General features: G+C 38.0%; 14 protein-coding genes and 2 pseudogenes. All 16 read right to left on the bottom strand.

Annotated elements, in window-relative coordinates:
* Positions 1-21: 21 nt before the first annotated feature.
* Positions 22-3174 (bottom strand): efflux RND transporter permease subunit, encoded by a 3153-nt coding sequence (locus HND50_17385; GenBank protein ID NOG47018.1) that lies wholly within the window; start codon positions 3172-3174, stop codon positions 22-24.
* 50 nt (positions 3175-3224) lie between these two features.
* Positions 3225-4952, bottom strand: a complete 1728-nt coding sequence (locus HND50_17380) for an efflux RND transporter periplasmic adaptor subunit (protein NOG47017.1) — start codon at positions 4950-4952, stop codon at positions 3225-3227.
* Positions 4953-4985: 33 nt separating this feature from the next.
* Positions 4986-6272: a TolC family protein gene (locus HND50_17375; protein NOG47016.1), complete on the bottom strand. Its 1287-nt coding sequence runs from the start codon at positions 6270-6272 to the stop codon at positions 4986-4988.
* A gap of 19 nt (positions 6273-6291) precedes the next feature.
* A complete protein-coding gene (locus HND50_17370; protein NOG47015.1) occupies positions 6292-6609 on the bottom strand; it encodes a hypothetical protein in 318 nt (105 codons plus the stop codon).
* A 307-nt stretch (positions 6610-6916) separates the two neighbouring features.
* Positions 6917-8263, bottom strand: coding sequence for a sigma-54-dependent Fis family transcriptional regulator (locus HND50_17365; protein ID NOG47014.1), 1347 nt, complete (start codon positions 8261-8263; stop codon positions 6917-6919).
* 7 nt (positions 8264-8270) lie between these two features.
* Positions 8271-9407, bottom strand: coding sequence for a sensor histidine kinase (locus HND50_17360; protein ID NOG47013.1), 1137 nt, complete (start codon positions 9405-9407; stop codon positions 8271-8273).
* A 170-nt stretch (positions 9408-9577) separates the two neighbouring features.
* Entirely contained in the window at positions 9578-9799 is a 222-nt protein-coding gene (locus tag HND50_17355) for a hypothetical protein (GenBank protein ID NOG47012.1), read from the bottom strand.
* 18 nt (positions 9800-9817) lie between these two features.
* Entirely contained in the window at positions 9818-11200 is a 1383-nt protein-coding gene (locus HND50_17350; GenBank protein NOG47011.1) for a T9SS type A sorting domain-containing protein, read from the bottom strand.
* Positions 11201-11391: 191 nt separating this feature from the next.
* Positions 11392-13128: a multicopper oxidase domain-containing protein gene (locus tag HND50_17345; GenBank protein ID NOG47010.1), complete on the bottom strand. Its 1737-nt coding sequence runs from the start codon at positions 13126-13128 to the stop codon at positions 11392-11394.
* A gap of 73 nt (positions 13129-13201) precedes the next feature.
* Complete coding sequence (locus HND50_17340) at positions 13202-13375, bottom strand: hypothetical protein (protein NOG47009.1); 174 nt, start codon at positions 13373-13375, stop codon at positions 13202-13204.
* A gap of 14 nt (positions 13376-13389) precedes the next feature.
* A pseudogene (locus HND50_17335) lies at positions 13390-13536 on the bottom strand (cation transporter).
* Positions 13537-13663: 127 nt separating this feature from the next.
* Positions 13664-14495: pseudogene (dmeF, locus tag HND50_17330) on the bottom strand (CDF family Co(II)/Ni(II) efflux transporter DmeF).
* 2 nt (positions 14496-14497) lie between these two features.
* Positions 14498-17581 (bottom strand): efflux RND transporter permease subunit, encoded by a 3084-nt coding sequence (locus HND50_17325; protein NOG47008.1) that lies wholly within the window; start codon positions 17579-17581, stop codon positions 14498-14500.
* 57 nt (positions 17582-17638) lie between these two features.
* Complete coding sequence (locus HND50_17320; GenBank protein ID NOG47007.1) at positions 17639-19156, bottom strand: efflux RND transporter periplasmic adaptor subunit; 1518 nt, start codon at positions 19154-19156, stop codon at positions 17639-17641.
* A gap of 12 nt (positions 19157-19168) precedes the next feature.
* A complete protein-coding gene (locus tag HND50_17315; GenBank protein ID NOG47006.1) occupies positions 19169-20389 on the bottom strand; it encodes a TolC family protein in 1221 nt (406 codons plus the stop codon).
* A gap of 92 nt (positions 20390-20481) precedes the next feature.
* Positions 20482-20883 carry a hypothetical protein gene (locus tag HND50_17310; protein ID NOG47005.1) on the bottom strand — a complete coding sequence of 134 codons (402 nt, stop codon included), beginning with the start codon at positions 20881-20883 and terminating at the stop codon, positions 20482-20484.
* Positions 20884-21023 lie beyond the last annotated feature (140 nt).

Here is a 21023-nt window from a genome sequence, read left to right as displayed (position 1 = left end):
TACTCCTTGTTAATTATTTTTCTAAGCAGGTTCGCTGTCATTATTCTCATCAATGGCAATTTGTATGGCCATATGTTCAACCTCTCGGCTTTTCCACAAATAATAAATTGCCGGAATAACAACCAGGGTTAACACCGTTGAGGAAACCATTCCACCAACCATTGGCGCCGCAATTCGCTTCATAACCTGTGATCCCGTTCCATGACCCCACATGATTGGTATTAATCCTGCCATAATTGCCATAACTGTCATCATTTTTGGCCGGACACGGTTTACAGCCCCATCTATAATTGCAGCATACAAGTCCTTAACTGAACGCATCATACCTTTCTTTTTCATTTCGTTGTAGGATTGATCCAGGTATATCAGCATTATAACACCTGTTTCCGCAGCTACACCTGCCAGGGCAATAAATCCTACACCCACAGCTACACTAAAATTGTAATCAAGGAAGTACAGGAACCAGATCCCACCAATCAGTGAAAAAGGCAATGAGAGCATCACAATTATACTCTCCTGAATATTTTTGAAATTGAAATAGAGCAGTAGAAATATTATTACCAGAGTGATAGGGATTACAATCTGCAACCTTTTTTGTGCCCGTTCCATATATTCATATTGACCAGACCATACTACACTATACCCTTCCGGGAAATCGACTTTTTCCTCAAGAATTTTTTTAGCGTTTTGTACATACGTTCCCACATCAATTCCGCGGAGATCGACATACAGCCAGGCTGTTCTGCGGGCATTTTCACTTTTTATTACAGGAGGCCCTTTTTTAATGCTGATATCAGCAACATAACTTATAGGAATCTGAGCACCAGTCGGTGTTGGAACCAAAACACGTTTAAGAGCTTCAAGGTTGTCACGGAGCTCACGGTTATAACGAACATTGATTGGATAACTTTCAAGCCCTTCTACAGTTGATGATACATTCATACCACCAATAGCTGACATGATCACTTCCTGGACCATTCCAACAGTCAACCCATAACGAGATGCTTCTTTGCGATTTATATCAAAATCAAAAAAGTTTCCCCCAACCGTCTTATCCGGAAATACGCTGAGTGTGCCTTCAACATCTTTGATAACGAGCGCAATTTCCTGACCTAAATCAGAAAGAGTCTGTAAGTCTGGTCCCATTATTTTAATCCCAACTGGGGTTTTAATCCCGGTTGAAAGCATATCAATTCGGGTTTTAATGGGCATTGTCCAGGCATTGGTTAAGCCTGGAAACTTAATGGCTGCATCCATTTCTTCAACCAATTTTTCGATAGTCATTCCCGGACGCCAGTTTTCTTCATCCTCCAGCATGATAGTCGTTTCAATCATAGAAAGTGGTGCAGGATCAGTTGCAGTTTTAGCACGTCCTATTTTTCCCAACACGTGATGAACTTCAGGAAAGCTTTTGATAATCTTATCCGTTTGTTGGAGAAGCTCTTTGGCTTTTGTAATAGAAATACCCGGATCGGTCGTAGGCATATATAACAGATCCCCTTCATTCAACGGAGGCATAAACTCCGAACCAATTTTGCTCAATGGCAGTACTGAGATTAACAGTACACCAACCGCTGCAATGATTGTTGACCATTTAAAGCGAAGTACTAAATGAATAACAGGACGGTATATATTTATAAGGAAGCGGTTAATGGGATTTTTCTCCTCAGGCATAATTTTACCTCGAATAAAATAACCCATAAAAACAGGAACTACTGTTAAAGCCAATAGGGCCGCCGCTGCCATTGAATATGTTTTTGTAAAAGCTAAGGGTTTAAATAACCGTCCTTCCTGGGCTTGAAGGGTAAAAACTGGTAAGAACGAAAGTGTGATAATCAATAGCGAATAGAATAGCGCAGGCCCTACCTCTTTGGATGCATCGATTATTATTTGCCAGTGATCTTTCTTACCGGCATCCCGTTCCAAGTGTTTGTGCACATTTTCAATCATTACAATTGCGGCATCTACCATTGCACCAATAGCTATAGCTATTCCACCCAAAGACATAATATTTGCATTAAGTCCCTGGTAATTCATTACGATAAAAGCCATTAAAATACCGAGCGGCAAAGTAAAAATGGCCACAAAAGCGCTGCGAAAGTGAAGTAAGAAAATAATACTTACCAAGGCTACAACAATGCTTTCTTCAAAAAGCTTAAAACTCAGGTTATCAATAGCTCTTTCAATCAAACTTGAACGGTCATAAGCAGGTACAATCTTGACACCTTCTGGTAAACCTTTTTCAAGATCTTTCAACTTTGCCTTAACTAAATCGATTGTTTTGAGGGCATTTTCACCAAAGCGCATTACAATAATACCACCAACCGTTTCACCCTCGCCATTCCATTCAGCAAGCCCTCGTCTCAGCTCAGGGCCAATATGAACATCAGCAACATTTTTTATTAAAATGGGTGTCCCGTCTTTATCTACCCCGAGAGGAATATCTTCAATATCTTCTATTGATTCGATATAACCCAGACCTCGGACCATATACTCGGTTTCACTCATTTCAACCAGTTTACCACCAACATCATTATTGCTGTTTTTAATTGCCATACGTACTTTTTGGATAGGCATATTGTAAGCCAGCAATTTATTTGGGTCTACTTCCACCTGGTACTGTTTGACATAGCCACCTATACTGGCAACTTCAGCAACACCCGGTACACTTGTTAATTCATATCTTAAATACCAATCCTGAATGGAGCGTAATTGTTGCAGGTCATACTTATCTCCACCATCTAAAACATATTCATAGACCCAACCAACACCTGTCGCATCGGGACCAAGTGCAGGTGTTACTCCTTGAGGTAAACTGCTGGAAACATAATTCAGATACTCAAGAACACGACTGCGAGCCCAGTAAATATCTGTACCATCCTCGAATATGATATAAACAAAAGAGAGTCCAAAAAATGAATACCCACGAACAACTTTCGCGAATGGAACTGCCAACATGGCACTGGTTAAGGGATAAGTTACCTGGTCTTCCACAACTTGTGGAGCTTGACCAGGAAATTCTGTAAAAACTATAACTTGAACATCACTCAAATCCGGTATGGCATCCACCGGTGTATCAAGCAGTGTATATACTCCTGCAAAACTGATAAAGGCAGTAAAAATTAATACCAGAAAGCGATTGTTTACCGAAGCTTCTATTATCTTTTCTAACATCTATTTTCTCCGTAAGAACTTTGCAATTCACTATGATTTATGAATGAGGATTAATGATCACTATTATCGTGCTCTTCTTTGTCTTTTTCTTTATCTGATTTCTTTGTTTCTTCCATATCCATTCCGTCACCACACTTCATACCGGAATTTTCATGGCCTTCTTTTTCAGATTTCTTTGTTGCATTTTTGCCTTGCCCCATATCCATATCACCACCGTATTTCATCTCTGCACCTTCATCGTTATTCATTTTATGTTCATCGGTTTCATCCATATTTGAGTGATCATGCTCTTCCATATCCGGGTTTTTTTCCGTTTCCATGGAAGAATGATCATCCATGGTTTCATCATCTTCCATTTCTGGCTTGTCTTTTTTACTGTTTGATTTTTCAGCTAACATTTTCTGAATGGCTTCTTGCAGGCGGCTTTCACTATCAAGTAAAAACTGAGCTGAAACAACTACCTTTTCATTTCCTAATAATCCAGACAGAATACGTATTTGACGGGATGCACTTTCTTCTCCTACGATCACTTCACGTGGCTCAAAACGACCTTCTTCTCTGCTTATAAAAACTACATTGCGCTGACCAGACCGAATCACCGCTTCAGTTGGCACAACTATGGCATCCGGAATTGGAGAGGTTTCTATGGTAACATTTGTATACATTCCCGGTTTTAATTCAAGACCAGGATTGGGGAATTCAAGGCGGACTTTAATATCACGGGCTTTGTCGCTGAGATATGGGTAAATATAACTTACCTGGCCTTCAAGCTTTTTACCAGGCAAATAGGAAAGCTCCATTTCAGCTTTTTGTCCAATTTTTATCCATGGAACTTCATTATCATAAATACTTACATAAACCCAAATCTTTGAGAGATCAGCAATTTGATAAAGTGATGATCCTTCTTTTACGTGTAATCCTTCAACAGCATTCTTATGAATTACTACACCACTTGCAGGAGATTCCAAGGTCAAGGTTTTTTTAACCGTTCCGCGTTTTTCCAATTTTTTAATTTCTGATTCCGGAATATCCCAATATAAAAGACGCTGACGGGTTGAATTTAACAAAGACTCAGCACCTTCTTTTATGCTGGCATATTTTGTATCACTAATTAATTCTTTGTTTTTTAATGCCAGCAAATATTCCTGCTGTGTCGTAACCAGTTCAGGTGAATATATCTCTAACAACGGCTGATTTTTTCGTACTTCTTTACCTGTATAATCCACATATAATTTTTCAATCCAACCGGATACTTTGGTCGAAACAGCATATATTTTTTCTTCATTATAATCGACTTTACCCACTGTACGAATGATCCTGCTGAAGTCAGTCCGTTCAACAGGGGCAAATCGCACCCCCATATTTTGGACTGTTGTTGGATCGATACTTACTGAGCTTCCCGATGAAGTTTCACCTTCATAAACCGGGACTAAATCCATTCCCATATTAGATTTACCGGGTTTATCATAAATCTCCGTCGGATTCATCGGTGCCTGCCAATATAAAATTTTTCGTTCTCCACTTGTGGTTGCAGTATTGGCCTGAGATCCTTGCGAGTTTTTCACAGGCACGAGGTTCATGCCACACTTTGGGCACTGGCCCGGCTCATCCAAAATAACTTCAGGGTGCATTCCACATGTCCACAATTGATTTTCATCAGCAGTTTCCATATTTGCTGTTTCTGCTTTTTGTTCTGACTCATCTGACCCACACGAAATAAAGATTAGCGGTATAAAAAGTGAGCTAAATATTAATAAGCGTTTAAAGCTCTGTTTCATCTGTTCCTCCGATAAATTTTTTGTTCATCTATTTTAATTATTCGAACCAGGTAACTCACCACCAGCGAGATATTCCAATTCAGCAATGTTTTTGTTGTATTCACTCAGGATTCGCTCATACTCTAACTCCAGGTTAAACAGAGTCATCTGGTTATTTACGAGTGTTAAAAAATCTACCTTATCTGTTTGGTAGCCTATCATTGCTGATTGTAAAGACTGGGCAGCCTGTGGTATAATGCCCGTTTCATACAGCTCCAGGCGTTCATCATTTTTTGCAAGATCTGTTATGGCATTATCCAAGGCAGAGAAAGTTTTCAGTTTTATATTACCGTAGCTATGCTCAATACTTTTCCTGAAAAGCTGCTTTTCCTCTACCTGCTTACGTTGTTTGCGCCAGAAATAAAGAGGAATATCAAGTGTAATTCCTGCAGATAAAAAATCAGCTCCACCCATTCCATTTTGTAAAACATCACGTTGGGAATAAGCGGCAAAGAAGGAAAAGTCGGGCCAGTATTGTTTTTTTGCCAATGCTACCTTTTTATCGTTTTGTTCAATTCGCAGTTGCCAGGCGCTAAAAAGTGGTCTTTTCTGCAGAATCAATTGCTCAATGGTTTCCTGGTCAATTTTCAATTCCTGATAACTTATTTTTTCTGTCTTACCAAAAGGCTGGTTAATTTTTCGATTTAAGAGTGCATTAAGACGCGCTTCAATTTTTTCACGCTTCTGTTTTAAATTAATTAACCGATCGAGCATTTTTGAAAGTTCAACCTGTGCTTTCAATACATCCTGCTGGACACCTTTTCCGACTGTATACTTTTGTTCAGCAATATTTACAAATTCAACCAACAGCTCGCGGTTTTTTTCTGTTGTTGAAATGGCTTCATCTACAAAATAAAGATCATAGTATGTGCTTTTAATGTTTCGGATTAACTGTATCTTTAATTCCTGCCAATTCGCATTTGAAACATCAGCACCTTTTTGGGCAATTTGTTCTTTTAGACCAAGCTTTCCTGGAAAAGGAAATTTTTGTTTTATAGCAACTTGCTTTCCGGTCATTGGCTCCTGATCAAAAACATAATTATCTGTTGGCAGATTAAGAATATTCAGACTTATCATAGGATCAGGTAAAGATCCTGCTTGAGGTATCTTTGCAAGATCGGCTTGAGATTTTGTATAAAATGCATGCAACTGAGGATTATTAGCTATGCCCTCGACAATCAAATCATCAAGGACTATTGTACTTTTAATATCCTGACTTATGCTAATCCCTATGAACACACTAATAATTAGCGTTACATTTTTAATTAAATTTATCTGCATTAAATCCTTCCTCCATTAATCAATTAAGGGTTTTAGCCCTTTGCGTGTTTCTACGTTTTAAGCTATAAATACTAAAAGAAACCAGAACCAGGCTACCCCACCAGATAAAAGCATAGCCTCCCATATAAACATCCATCATCCCGGTGCCGTGATGATCACCATTTGATGCCAGATTATCACTATGTTCATGACCCAACACTGGAAAGTCTGCATCAAAAATGCGATGGTAAAAACATGTATAACCATCGGATAGTTGGACAGGGAAAAACAATAATCCACCAAGGGTACCTAATACTAAAAGTGCAATTATTATATGTTTAGCGGTTTTGTTATTCATTCTCTGTTTTGCATAAGTATTAATCATGATGCCTTTATGTCAACTTGTGTGCCAGTTATTTTAGAAATGATTATATTATCTGTGAAGTATTGATTTTAGTGGCCTTAAGAAAGGAGAGCTTCTATATAATTATGAAAACTTGAGGAATTTGGAGGAAGAAGAACTAAGATGTGTAGAATATTCTACAGTACATTGTAGAATTGTATTCTATTTTTTGGGCTGCGTATAGAATGATAGTGTATTTGTTAATTTTTGTAAGATCTGTGTTTATTGGGGAAGAAATATTTTAAGTAATACTTAAAAAAAACTATTCTTCAATACCAAGCTTCTTGATACGATATAAAAGGACATGTCGTGGAATTTGCAAAAGTCTGGCAGTTTGCGACTGGTTACCTCCGGTTCTCCCTAACACCTCCCTTATGACCAAGCGCTCTATTGAATCCAATGAAATACCTTCATCAGGTATTTTGATAGCAAATGATGCTGGGTCATGACCTTGAAGTTCAATGTATTCAGGTAGGTCGCTATTTGTTAAAGTATTCTCCGAAGCAAGTGTAACCATGCGCTCGATAACATTCTCCAATTCACGTACATTCCCAGGCCACTCATATGCTTTCAACGCAGATATTACTTCATTGGAGATGCTATAGGATTCTTCGCCATAAAAACGTTTAAGAAAAAACTCAATTAAAAATGGGATATCCTCAACCCGGTTTCTTAAAGGCGGTATATTAATAGGTACTACGCTTAATCGATAATATAAGTCTTCACGGAATTTCTTTTGTTTTACAAGTTCGAGAAGGTTTTGATTGGTTGCCGCGATTACACGTACATCCACTTTTATTGGTTTTGAACCTCCAACCTGGTCAAACTCCTGTTCTTGTAAAACACGTAAAAGTTTGGCCTGTAGCTCTTCATGCAAATCACCAATCTCGTCAAGGAAGATAGTCCCGCCATTTGCTTGTTCAAACTTACCGGCCCTGTCTTTGATAGCACCTGTAAATGATCCCTTTACATGACCAAACAACTCACTCTCCAGCAAATTACCGGGAATTGAAGGACAGTTTACTGTAATCAGTGCTTTGTCTTTACGGGAACTATTATAGTGAATCGCCCTTGCTATCAGTTCTTTACCAGTGCCGCTTTCTCCAAGAATAATTACCGTCGCATTGCTTGACGCAACTTTTTGAGTAATCCGTAAAACATTTTGCATAGCACCACTATTGGCAACCATATTCTCAAAACTGAATTTATCTGTAAGTTCATGGCGAAGTTGTTTGTTTTCAGACTGTAATGTTCTTAAACGAACTGCTTTTTCAATAGTAAATAAAAGCTGCTCTTGTCCAAATGGCTTGGCAATATAATCATCTGCTCCTAAACGACATGCCTCAACAGCATTATCAACGCTGCCGTAAGCTGTAATCATTACAACAACAACTTGATTATTAATACGACGAACTTCTTTTAGCACCTGAATACCCGAAATGTCCGGCATCTGTATATCACTAATAACAATATCATAAGAACCTTTTTTAAATTTGGTAATTCCATCGGAACCATTTGAACATTTGTCTACTTGAAATCCATTTTGTTCCAATTGGTAACCAATAACTTTGCCTAAATTTATATCATCATCAATTAACAATATACGCATTTTATCCTCAAGATAATTGAGTGTCGGAACCATTTAGGGGAATAACTATCGCAAATTCAGTGCCAACACCTTCTTTACTATTTACATAAATATGCCAGTTGTTTTCATCAGCAATCCTTTTAACAATCGCTAATCCAAGTCCTGTCCCTTTACTTTTGGTTGTATAAAAGGCTTTAAATATCTGATTTATTTTTACATCCGGGATACCCTTACCTTGGTCCTTGATTATCAGCTGAATTTTATTCTTGGATATTTTGTCGGGCGAAAGTATCACTGCAATCTCACCACCATCAGGCATGGCTTGAATGGAGTTTAAGAGGACATTCATAGTAATTTGCCACACATGATTAGGATCTCCTTTTAAGGTTATGGTTTTTTCAGGAATGTCAGTCTTCAACCGGATTTTATTTTTACGTGCCTGGGCACCGATCATTAAAGCTATATTTTGTATTGTTTCATTTAAACTGTATGTGGAAAACTGTTGAGATTGTTTTTTGGAAAATCCAAGATAGGTTTCAACAACCTGGTTTAATCTTTCTGTATCCTGGATCAGGATATCAAAAAATTCCATTTTCTTTATATCGGCTGGAACGGAATCGCGGATGATTTCGACAGCACCCCGTATTGAACCCAATGGGTTTCGTACTTCATGAGCAAGGCTTGCTGTTAATTCTCCAACAATAGCCAACCTATCAGTTGCACGGGCTTGTTCTTCCATTTCTGATATTTGGTCTGATTGAGTTTTTAACTGGGCGAGGGACTTCTCTAAATTTTCCGCAGCGATTTGATATTTTTCTTTTTCTGTACGTTCACCTTGAGCTTTTAATCCGGTTAAATAACCAACTGCATTAAACAATACAATTTGGAGAAAGCGCATGAAATTATTTTCTACTAGGCCACCATGCTGAAACATTATATGTGGTAAATATACAATACTAACTATAAGTGCTGTTCCAAGCCCTCCTTTTTTTCCGAGGACAAAAGCACCTAAAATGATTGGTATAAAGTATGCCTGCATGTAGACAAGGTGGTACTGCCATTTCATTGTATCTGTATTAAAGTGAAGGACTGAAATACCTGCTATTAAAGCTAATATTAGGAGTTTGTATTTATTTTCTATGCTGAGGATGTTAAATGGGCTCATATTTCATATTAGTGAAAAATTGTAAAAGCAACAAATTCAAAAAATAGTGATGAGGTTAAATAGGGACTTTCTCTTTGACCCGTATAATTCCCAGTTTATGGTTCCTCTACCCGTTTGCGGCTGCGAGTCAACACTTTATACGAGCGACAGGTAAATCCTACCAGATACCACTAACCTGTGTTAGCCAAACCAATTAGGCCATATTCCACGCCGTTGTAACTCCAACCCCAAATGTCCGAAACAGGGTGTTGAGCAGAAAAATCGATAATCCTTGTTGGGTCAATTTTACGATACAGTGTTTCTGTATCAATATATCCCGCACGTTGTAGGTTTTTAGCAACCTGAGCACTTAGCAATGAAGATATAAAGAAAAACAATAAATACTTAAACATAAAAACCTCCAATAAAAATTATGGTAAATATATAACCTTCCTTGTAAAAATTGAATTTCCCATTCGAATTTGAACAAAATAAATGCCTCCAGATATAGCTTCCCCATGCTCGTTTTTCCCATCCCAACTAATTTTGTGAAATCCATCTTGTTCAGTCTGGTTAACAAGATTTTTTACCTCCTTTCCGTTAATATTATATATCATTAAATATACAAATTCCGTTTTTAGCAAATCATATAGAATTGTAATTTTATCATTGAAAGGGTTTGGGTATGTCTTTATAAAAAAATTCTGCTTGGAGATTGTATTTTTATCTTGGATAGTTGTTGGTTTTGACAATTTAAGTTTATATAATCCTCGCATTACAGATTCCCTATTAAATAGTCCCAAATATGCATAAATAACGTTAATAGAAGCATCGTATTTGAGATTTTCGCAACTCATATAAGGCAGGGAATCTGGCAGCCCATTGTAGTTGATTGCCCATGAATTCCCACCATTCCTGCTTATGAATACCCCACCAACTAATGTGTCAGGATAAAATGCCGTTTGCGATGCAAGAATAACTGTGTTTGTATCACTTTCTAAAACCATAATCTCTGAAGGACTGCTTACAAATAAATCTAAAGAAAACCACTTGGCGCCATTATTATAACTTTTATAAACACGCTGAATCGAGCCATTTCCAATCGTATCCACCACACAATATATAGTATTGCTGTTTTTAGTGGCTACAATTTGTCTAACGCTTAAATATCCAAATTGATCTTTCGGTAATCCTTCACTAATAGAAGTCCATTGCTCTTCTTCCAAACCCTTCTTCCAAACTCCGTTTGAAGCAAAGTATAGTGTCCCATCATCTTCATCTACAGCCAAGTCTTTTCCACCGGGTACAGTAGCGCCTATATTTTTCCAATATTGTCCGCCATCGGTGCTTTGATAAACAGGTTCAACATTATCATAGGCATATAAAAAATTTCTGGTTCTATCAATTTCAAGGCCAAATATTTGATCACCATGAACATAATTGGCAATACCGCTGTCACTTTTAAACCAAGACAATGCCCCATCTATACTTTTAGCAATGGCCATCCATTCCGGCAAAACACCTGTTCGTGGAGTAGGGCCACCTGCCCATAGTACATTGGAGTTCTTGTGGTCAACAATCAGTTTTACCGGACGGTTATTAAGGCCGGTGCCAATTGTATCCCAGGTTACACCGCCATTTATTGTTTTATAAAATCCGTTTCCTCCGTCTATATAAAGAACCTGGCTATCGGTTGGGTCAATAGCCAGTGCGCTAACCAGGTAATCATCGGTAATCAATTCCCATTCGGGTTCCTGGGCGCTGCAAAAAGTAGCAATTGAGAAAATGGTTAGAATTAAGACTATGCTTTTCATAACTTTATCCTAAAAAATGTTTTATGGCAGGTTGGTCAAACACAGTTTATAACTAACGGAATTAAATTGTTATTCCTGGCTGTCTTTTACAATATTATCAGGTTAGTAATATTTCACCCAATTATTTGCGAAAAAAAATCCCCGTTACTATTCAGCATCGGGGATCGCATGGAAAATTTGTGGAACGGCTATTACTTCACAAGCATCATTTTACGGACTGTTTGTTGCCCATTACTAATTAGAGCATAATAATATATTCCTGAAGGAAAATTATCTGCCCTGAATTTTATAGCATGAACCCCACTATTCATTGATTCATTTAAGAGTGTAGCAACTTTCTGCCCAAGGACATTATAAACCGCAAGACTAACCAATCCGGGATTTTTAAGCTCAAACTCAATATTTGTTTCGGGATTAAATGGATTTGGGTAGGCTTGAAAAAGTTCAAATTGGTAAACACTTATTTGATCATCCGTAATGCTTAACACTGATTCATCTATCACCACAAACTGCCCCATCATTCCCTGATCCTCATGTGTAAGCATGTGACAGTGATACATATAAGGAACCGAATCGTTTGCAAAATCTTTAAATTCTGTTATAAATCTTACTGTTTCCATCGGCTTGATAAGCACGACATCTTTTTTTCCTTGTTCAGATAGGTTCGGAGCAGACCCATTTCTGTCTAAGATATAAAACTGAACATCATGAATATGAAATGGATGTGCGATTGGTGACTGATTAGTGATAGACCAAACTTCAACATTATTTAACGGAATGACTTCATTAATAATATTCATTTCAAAATATGCGTCATTAATTAAAAATTCACCATTAAGAGCATTTTGTCCATGTGTTGTGGCTGTTAAAATAAAATCCCGTGTTGTATCTGCACTTGCTTCCAAAAGGGGATTTACCAGAGCTAGGGATGAAGGGATTTCCGTAATAGCGTTATCGGTCTGAGAACCAACATTGAACTGAACAATAGTAAAATCATTTCCATTTAATGGATTAGGATTATATCCGGTCATACTCATGCCTTGTCCCATTCCGGGATTTGTTGCGCCGTAAATACCATTCGAAAACTCAGATGCATAGCTTTTTAAATAAACAGTTTGTCCCTCTAAAGACGAAAAATCAATAAGTATTTCTGCCCTTTCCCCCGGAGATATTTGAAGCCGGGTTAGCTCATTTGAGTTCGATAATAATCCTCCATCCGAGCCTATTTGATAAAATGATTTATTATCACTTAAACCAATATTGAAAACCCTCTGAGAAGAACCGTCGAGTAATCTAAAACGAACTACTTGTGCCGGAACATTTAATACAGCATTGATAGTAGCATTAACCAGCAAAACTGAATCCGAATTTGATGGAACTACGATTTCCATATCATTGTCAAAGGTTTTTGTTTGGATAGCTAAAGGAAAATCATCTATACCGTATCTTCTTGGTAGGTTGAGTCCCGCTTCTTCTTCATCTCTAACTATAATAAATCCGGCGATACCTTTTGACACATGTTCATTTGTCTTTTGGTGCAAATGAGGATGGTACCAATATGTCCCGGCTTTGTCCAACACAGTAAAATGAGGATTCCAGATTTCCCCCGGGGCAATTGTCGTATGAGGTCCACCATCATTTTCTGCTGAAACGTGCATACCATGCCAATGAATTGTTGTTGTATCTTCTAATTGGTTTTTCACAAAGATGTCTACATAATTACCTTTATTGAAAATAAGTGTTGGACCTAAAATATCACCGTTAACCCCCATTGTCTTTGAATCCAATCCTGGATAAAATTGATATGTCCCATGCTGGAGGGTTAAATTCACAATTTCTCCATTTAGTGTATCAGGAAGGAGTAAATTATTTTGAGCACTTAACAATGTTACAAGATGAAACACAGTAAGTATTAATATTTTATACACAGAACCTCCAAAATATATTAATCAAACAAATATCATTTTATTGTTTATAGCTTCTTTGATTTTATTCCATTGGTTACGGCATCTGCGTCTTTCCCTGAAGATCCAAAACTGTCTTTCGCCCATAACCAATCCCAATGTAGCAGATAATAATGCCAAGCAAATCCAGAATACCGACTAACGAGAAAATAAACTTTGGCTTAAATGTCCCCCATCTTTTGGGAAAGATGAATTCTTCTTCATTTTTCATAGTTTAAACTCATATTATTTTGACAACCTCAATATATTGGTTGCACCGCGTATTACAATTAAAAACACAATGGTTCCTATAATTAAATCCGGTTTGTTGGAGTTTAGAATATTAACTAAAATACCAGCCAAAATCACCTCGCAATTAATAATAAAATCATTAAATGCTTCTTCACTTTTTTTTGAAGAAGATACCTTTTACTACCAGTGCTGGTACAATTAACTATTTTACTTGACGTACATCAATTGTTACATGTACGATACTTTTAACTATTTTAAGTCGGCGGCGTTAATCTTCAAAATTAGAAGAATCGGATGATAGTATTTCTATGATAGCTGCATACTGGTTTGAACCAATTGACCAAATGTGCAGATCGGAGATTTTACTTTGACCATCTTTTTGTAAAACTTCTTTAACTTGATTCATTAGTGATTCAGGAGCCTGATGATCCAGCAAGACATGACTTGTTTCTCTCAATTGACCAATCGACCAGCGTGTAACCAGTATTGCACCTATTATCCCCATCATTGGGTTCATCCAATTCAGACCATAAAATTTTCCGGCCAGCAAAGCTGCAATCGCTAAGATTGAAGTTAATGCATCCGCAAGCACATGCAAATAGGCTGCTCGGTAAATTATGATCTTGATGACCGTCATGATCTCCGTGTGAATATTCCTTAACATTTAAGATAAACACACTACTACACTTACTACTAATCCTAATATTGCCACAAAAATTGCTTCATTGAAAGCAATTCCAACAGGATTCAAAAAACGTTCAATGCTTTCTATTACCATGATCAATGCAAACATTGCCAAAAGAACAGCACTGGTAAAACCAGCCAAAGAACTTACTTTACCTGTCCCAAAACTAAATTTTTTATCACGAGCATGCTTCCTCGCATAAACATATGCTAAAGCACCAATTGTCAGAGTTGGTAGCATGAGAAGCCATATGCAGTCCATCTGCCAGCAAAGCCATTGAACCAAAAACCAAACCAGCGATTATTTCGCCGGTCATGGTTATTGCAGTTAAGATTATTACCCAACGGGTACGAATTTCACCAGCTTTGGGTTTATGTTGATTGAAATGGTGTTCATGTTTATATTGTTTATTCATCTCTAAATTCCTTTTCTTACTCCCCACTTTTCAAAAAGAACAGGGATAACAATCATATTTAAAAAAGTGGCCGTCAATAATCCACCAAGAATTACAATGGACATCGGCGCCTGAATTTCACTGCCCGGCTCTCCCATTGCCATGGCCAAAGGCAACAACGCAAGCCCTGTTGTTAATGCAGTCATCAATATAGGATTTAGCCTTTCCAATGAACCCTGTACAACTGCATCGTGTAGGGATTTTCCTTCTTCCTCTATTAAATGGTTATAATGTGAAACCATAATAATTCCATTACGCACGGCTATACCAAACAAAGTAATAAAACCAACCATTGACGCAATTGTAATAATTCCTTCGCTAAAAAACAGGGCAATTACTCCACCAATTAAGGCTAGTGGTAAATTAACCATTACAAGTAATGATTGGCGGAAATTCCCAAACTCCATGTAAAGGGCTACCAAAATAGCAATAATGGAAAGAATACTAAGTAACATAATTAAGCGGGTTGCTTCAGTCGCACTTTCAAATTGACCGCCATACTCCACATAATAGCCTTGTGGAAGGTCTTCGTTTTCAGCAACCTGTGATTTAATATCATCAACCACACTTTGCAAATCCCTGTCAGCCACGTTGGCCTGAACTACAATCTTGCGTTGTACATTTTCACGACTTATATAGTTTGGACCTTTATCAACCTGAATATCAGTAACCATTTTCAAAGGTATTTGAGCACCACTTGGCAGATCAATTAATGAATTACGTACTGCATCGAGGTTATGGCGAAATTGCGGCGCGTAACGCACAACAATGTCATGACGGTTCTGTCCTTCATAAACCTGAGACACTGGCATTCCCAGGAATGAAATATCTATCATCTCATCCACATCAGCAGCGGTTAATCCAAAAAGCGCAATATTATCACGGTTTACTTTTAGCCGTACCTGTGGAACATCTGTCTGTTGATCTTTGGACAGGTCAACAATGCCTTCAATATTTTTCATTTGTGATTCAATTTTATCGGCCAGGCTGCGCAGCTTATACAAATCAGGACCAAAAATCTTTACAGCAATATTAGCCCTTGTACCGGACAGCATATGGTCAATACGGTGGCTTATAGGCTGTCCAATCGTAATAACTGTTCCGGGTACAATAGATAAATTGTTTCGTAACTCTATCAACAATTCATCTTTAGTAATTTGCTCTAAATCTATCTGAACCTCCATTTCGTGGGCGTGTGATCCCATAGAGTGTTCATCCAATTCTGTTCTACCGGTTCTTCGTGCTGTAGATTTAACAGCAGGATGCGCCAAAAGAATTGATTCAACCATCTGCCCGATTTTATCAGACTCTTCCAATGATGTCCCAGGAACGGTTGCCATACTGATATTAAAGGTACCTTCATTAAATTCTGGTAAAAAGGAACGCCCCATAAAAGGAAGTGTAACCAATGCAGAAATTATAAAAACCACTGCCATAGAAATTATTATACCCCCATGTTGTAAGGCCCACTGCAGACTAGGTTGATATATTTTTTTTAGTTTTCGAACAAGCCATGGTTCCACTTGATTGAACTTTCCTATCTTCCTAAGCAGGAAAGAACTAAGCGCAGGTGTAACGGTAACTGCAACTAAAAGTGAGGCAAAAATGGAAACAACATAAGCAATACCAAGCGGCCTTAACATACGTCCTTCAACACCGCTTAGGAAAAACAGAGGTAAAAAGACAACAATGATAATGAAGGTTGCCATTACAATGGGCGTTCTGATTTCTGATGAAGCATCATGCACAACATCAATAAAGGATCGCTGTTCCGGTTCAGATTTTAAAACGTTTTGCCGCAAGCGCCGATGAACATTTTCAACATATATAATAGCATCATCAACCAGTACACCAATAGCGATGGCCAATCCACCGAGGGTCATAGTATTGACCGTTAAATCAAATACTTTTAGTACGATCATTGTTATTATCAGGGACAAAGGAATGGCTGTGATAGAAATGATAACCGTACGGAAATTGGCCAGAAATAGCATCAAAACTACAATAACTAAAATAGCGCCATCACGCAAAGCGTCAACTACGTTATTAATAGCCAGTTCAATAAAATCTGATTGTTTAAAAATATCAGTGTGCATCACAATTCCAGCGGGCAAGGTGTTTTTCGATTCATTAAGAACCATTTGAATTCGGTCTGTCAACTCAAGGGTGTTAGCATCCGGCTGTTTGCTGACAATCAGCATAATTCCTTTTTCATTATTAATGGATGCTTCGCCAATTTTTGTGGCGGCTGATATTTTAACTTCCGCAACATCGCCAAGTAGCAAAGGAACACCTTTACGCACAGCGACAACAGTTTTCTCTAATTCGGAAATATTCTCAATGCGGCCTATGCCACGGATCAAATATTCTTTTCCAGATTGTACAAAAATCCCACCTGCAGCATTAACATTAGTACGCGAAACAGCGACTAATACCTGGTTCAGGCTAAGATTATTGTTTTTCAAATGCCAGGGATCAATCTGTACCTGGTATTGTTTTGTTTCGCCACCATAAACAAGAACCTGTGATACACCGGGCACGGCCATAATGCGTCTGCGTAGGGTATAGTCTGCTATTGTTCTCAAGTTCATTGCAGTCAGGGTATCGCTGGTTAATCCCACCAGCATGATCTCACCCATTATGGAAGTTACAGGAGCCAGAAGAGGTTGATCAACTCCTGAGGGGATAGCATTTGGCAATGCCTGCATTTTTTCATTCACTATTTGACGGGCTTTAAAAATATCCGTACCCCATTCGAACTCAACCCAGATGGTTGATAAGCCTTGAATAGAGTTTGAACGTACCCGACGTACCCCCGATGCGCCATTCACGGCGGTTTCAATTGGAAAGGTTACAAGCATTTCCACTTCTTCGGGCGCAAAACCGTGTGCTTCGGTAAGTATGGTAACCGTGGGCGCCGTTAAATCCGGAAACACATCAACCGGTAAATCAATAGAAATAATTGTTCCGGTAATTAGTAGTGCCGTGGATGCAAGTATTACTATCAGCCTGTTTTTAAGACTTATTTGCATTAATTTATCAAGCATAATTTTTCCTGTTTTCTTTTGTCATACCCGAGAAACCGGGCATCAAGATTCATTTATTTAGTGTGCATGTGGGTGACCAATTTCTTCCGAAGTGGAAGCCAATTTAACCTGATACCCACCAAGACTAACAACTCTTTCACCGGCTGAAACACCTTTTAAAATAGAAATATAATCCCGATGTACCGGACCCGTTTCTAATTCACGCTTTTCAAAAGATTCACCAGAAGAGTGAACAAATATTACTTTTTTCGAATTGTCATCATAGACAGCAGACAAAGGAACGGTCAGCATGTCCTGCTCCGGGTTTGTATAAATTTGCGCACTAAAAGTTTGTCCAATTAAAAATTTGCGCTCGTAATTTTTTGCTTCCAGCCAGAGAGTAAGCGTCCTTTTTTGAGGATCAATCATCTCGCCACGGCTAATCAGCTTTATATCATCACGATCAAGATTTATCTTTTTATCATTGCCGGGGATATTGATTGAGGCGCCGGAAATATCTGTAAGATTTTTGGCCTGTTCCGCAAACACGTCCAACTTTAACCACACCATATCAGGGTTAACAATGCTGAATAATTTTTGATGGCGGTCTATTTTCTGGCCTGGTAAAATGGACACATCTGAAACAATTCCACTAATTGGCGCTGTAATTAAGAACTGGTTGTTCTTTGAATCAAAACGTAAACTGCTGCCATCAGAATCAAAATAATTTGAAAATCCGGCCTTGTTTATTTCATAATTTCGTTTTGCCTGCTCAAAGTCCCGCTCAGAGATTGCCGCTCTATCTTTTAAACGTTGCGCTCTTTCGTACTCCGTTTTGGATTGCTCATAATCGAGATATATTTTCGCCCAGCTATTTTTGGCAACTAAAGGTGGAACAATAACGGCCATAGTTTGGCCAATACTTATTTTTTGTCCTGGCTTAACCAGCCTTTTTGCTTCAGTAATGCTTATTATCCCTTCTACCGGAGATACAATTTCTGCGTATGAAGCTGGTCGTACCCTAACTTCACCCACAACCCCAACAGAAGATTTAATTGGACGCATCTGAGCGACCTCTGTAGCAAAAGATGTTTTCCACTGTTGCTCTTTCAGATAACTGATTTCCTCGCCAGCATCTTCTTCTTCGCTTGCAGGGATATCAGCAAATGTTTTATAAACCCGAAAAGTGCCTAGTGAAAAGGATTCCGTTGCTTTAGCTCCCTGATAGTTAATGCTGAATTGATAATCACCTTCTGTTTCAAATATTTTTACGGGTGTAAAAATACCTTCACGCAGTAGTTCATCTTTTTGAACTGATATCGTTGATCCATTCGGCTGTTTAAAATGCAGTGAAACCATACCTTCACGAACCGGTTGAAAATCAGCCATAGTAGTTAAATGAATGATGAATTTAATCTCCTGGCCTACGACAGCTGTTTCATATTCCATAAAGATTTCCATCTTTTCTGTCCATTGAGTTATAGCAATAGCAGGAACTTCCGTTTCAGCTGCAGATTGTTCGAGCTCATGATCATGCGGTTGACAGCCGATTAGCAGCAACCAACCCGTTAGCAAAATTACTAATAATTTTTTCATTGTTTTCCTCTGTTAAAATGTTACAAGTTGTCGACCATACATGGCCTCTAATTCAAACACAGCCCGATAGTATCCGGTCAACTGTTCAGTATATTGTTTGCTAGCTTCACGATAAATTTGTATCGCATTAAGGAACTCGGCCAAAGACATTGTTCCCTCTTTATAAGCAGCTAATAAATCCTCAACAAGTGTGTTGTTATACTGCTCATTCCCATATTCATGCAATAATTCCATTTGCCTCTTAACCGTCTCAACCAGGATATCAATTTGCGATCGCATTTTTTGACGGTAAAGAGCGTTTTCTGTCATCTGCATCTGATGAATTATTTTTTGTTTTTCAATTTGCGGGCCATTCCAGTTTAAAAGCGGCAATGGAATAGACAGGCCAAAAGTATAACCCTTCCAGCCCGGATCTATTTTTTTATATCCACCATGCAATGATATTGAAGGAATAATTCGGCTTTTTTCAAATGTAATTCTTTGCTCCAATGCGGATAGCCTTAGCTGACCAGCTTTTAGTCCGGGATGGTTTTTTGTTAATTCCGCCCCTTCAAAAATATCTGTGTCAATTTTTAAAAATGGGATTGATGTACTTAGAATAATATCGTCTGAAGAATCAAAACCCAATATCTGTTTCAATGAACTTAATGCGAGGCTATTTTCCTTTTTAGTAAGTAATAAATCGCCCTCTAATCCAAAGATGCTCATGGCCAGCAGTCGTGCTTCCATTCTTGAAATTGCACCTTCTTCGCTTTGTGAGTGGGCGGCCTGTTTAAGTTTTTTAAAAACTTCTTTTAGACTTATTTGTTGTTCAGATAATTTCTTTAGCAATCCTGCTTTTATATATCCCGTGCGCACAGATGCCAGCAACAGTTTCGAGTCTTGTTCCATGTTTAACTTTGCGGCTTCAAGATTAGCTTGCCATATACTGCGCTGTTGCCAATAATTCCATGGTAGGCTAAAAGTTTTGCTTATATAAGCCAATTTTTCAGTTTCTTTGTTTCCGTTATTTTCAACGTATTCTTGATCATAGCTCAGCTCAGGATTTGACCATTGCAAGGCTTCATCGCCTTGGGCTTTGATTATAGCTTGTCGAGCATTAATCAAGCTTTGCTGCGGACTTGTTTTTACAAGCAATTCTGGCAAATCTGTAATAGCCAATGAAACTTGCTTTCCTTGTGCAAACAAGCTGCCAGCAATTAATAAAAATATTAAAAAGCTTCGGATGGACACTTCTATCCTCCTTGTATTGTGTTGTGTATAATTGGATATAATTTTCCGAAGACTATTTAAAAAAAATTAAACAGCATCGGTTGATGAGTTATTTAGACAAAAATGGGGGGGGCGCGATTTGGAAATGATAAAGGTAGATATTGACTCGGGATTTTTAAAGGTATATACCTCGGTATCCTGCTCAAAACCTGTGGTTCAATCTCTGAAGCTACATAACTCTTAAGAGTTTTTGCAGTAATTATAGAATTTGTTGTTTTTGCATGAATTGTATAATCACTGTCTCCATCAAAGTGTGTGTCTTCATGTTCATGCTCATCAGCCTGATCATTATGATCGTCATGATCAAAACTGTCTAATTGTACTTCCGGGGGATGAACACTTAAACGAAACGCTACATCATCATGGTGTTCCTGAGCATGCCAATGTACAACCGGATATATTTGAGCAAATACTATATAAAGTAATATTATGCTTATTTTAATTAAATGATTCATAGATATTCACTAATAAAAGGTCGGGAATATAATAAAATTGTTTTTTTGCGTCAAAAAATTTTTTCTTCAATATCGTTAGAACGCTAGAAATAATCCGGCAGATACACCGGATTATTCAAATTGTCAACTATCAAAATAGA

The organism is Calditrichota bacterium, assembly GCA_013112635.1.
Lineage (GTDB): Bacteria > Calditrichota > Calditrichia > Calditrichales > J004 > JABFGF01.
The sequence above is the reverse complement of the archived record's forward strand: the minus strand, read 5'-3'. Positions and strand labels throughout refer to the sequence as shown.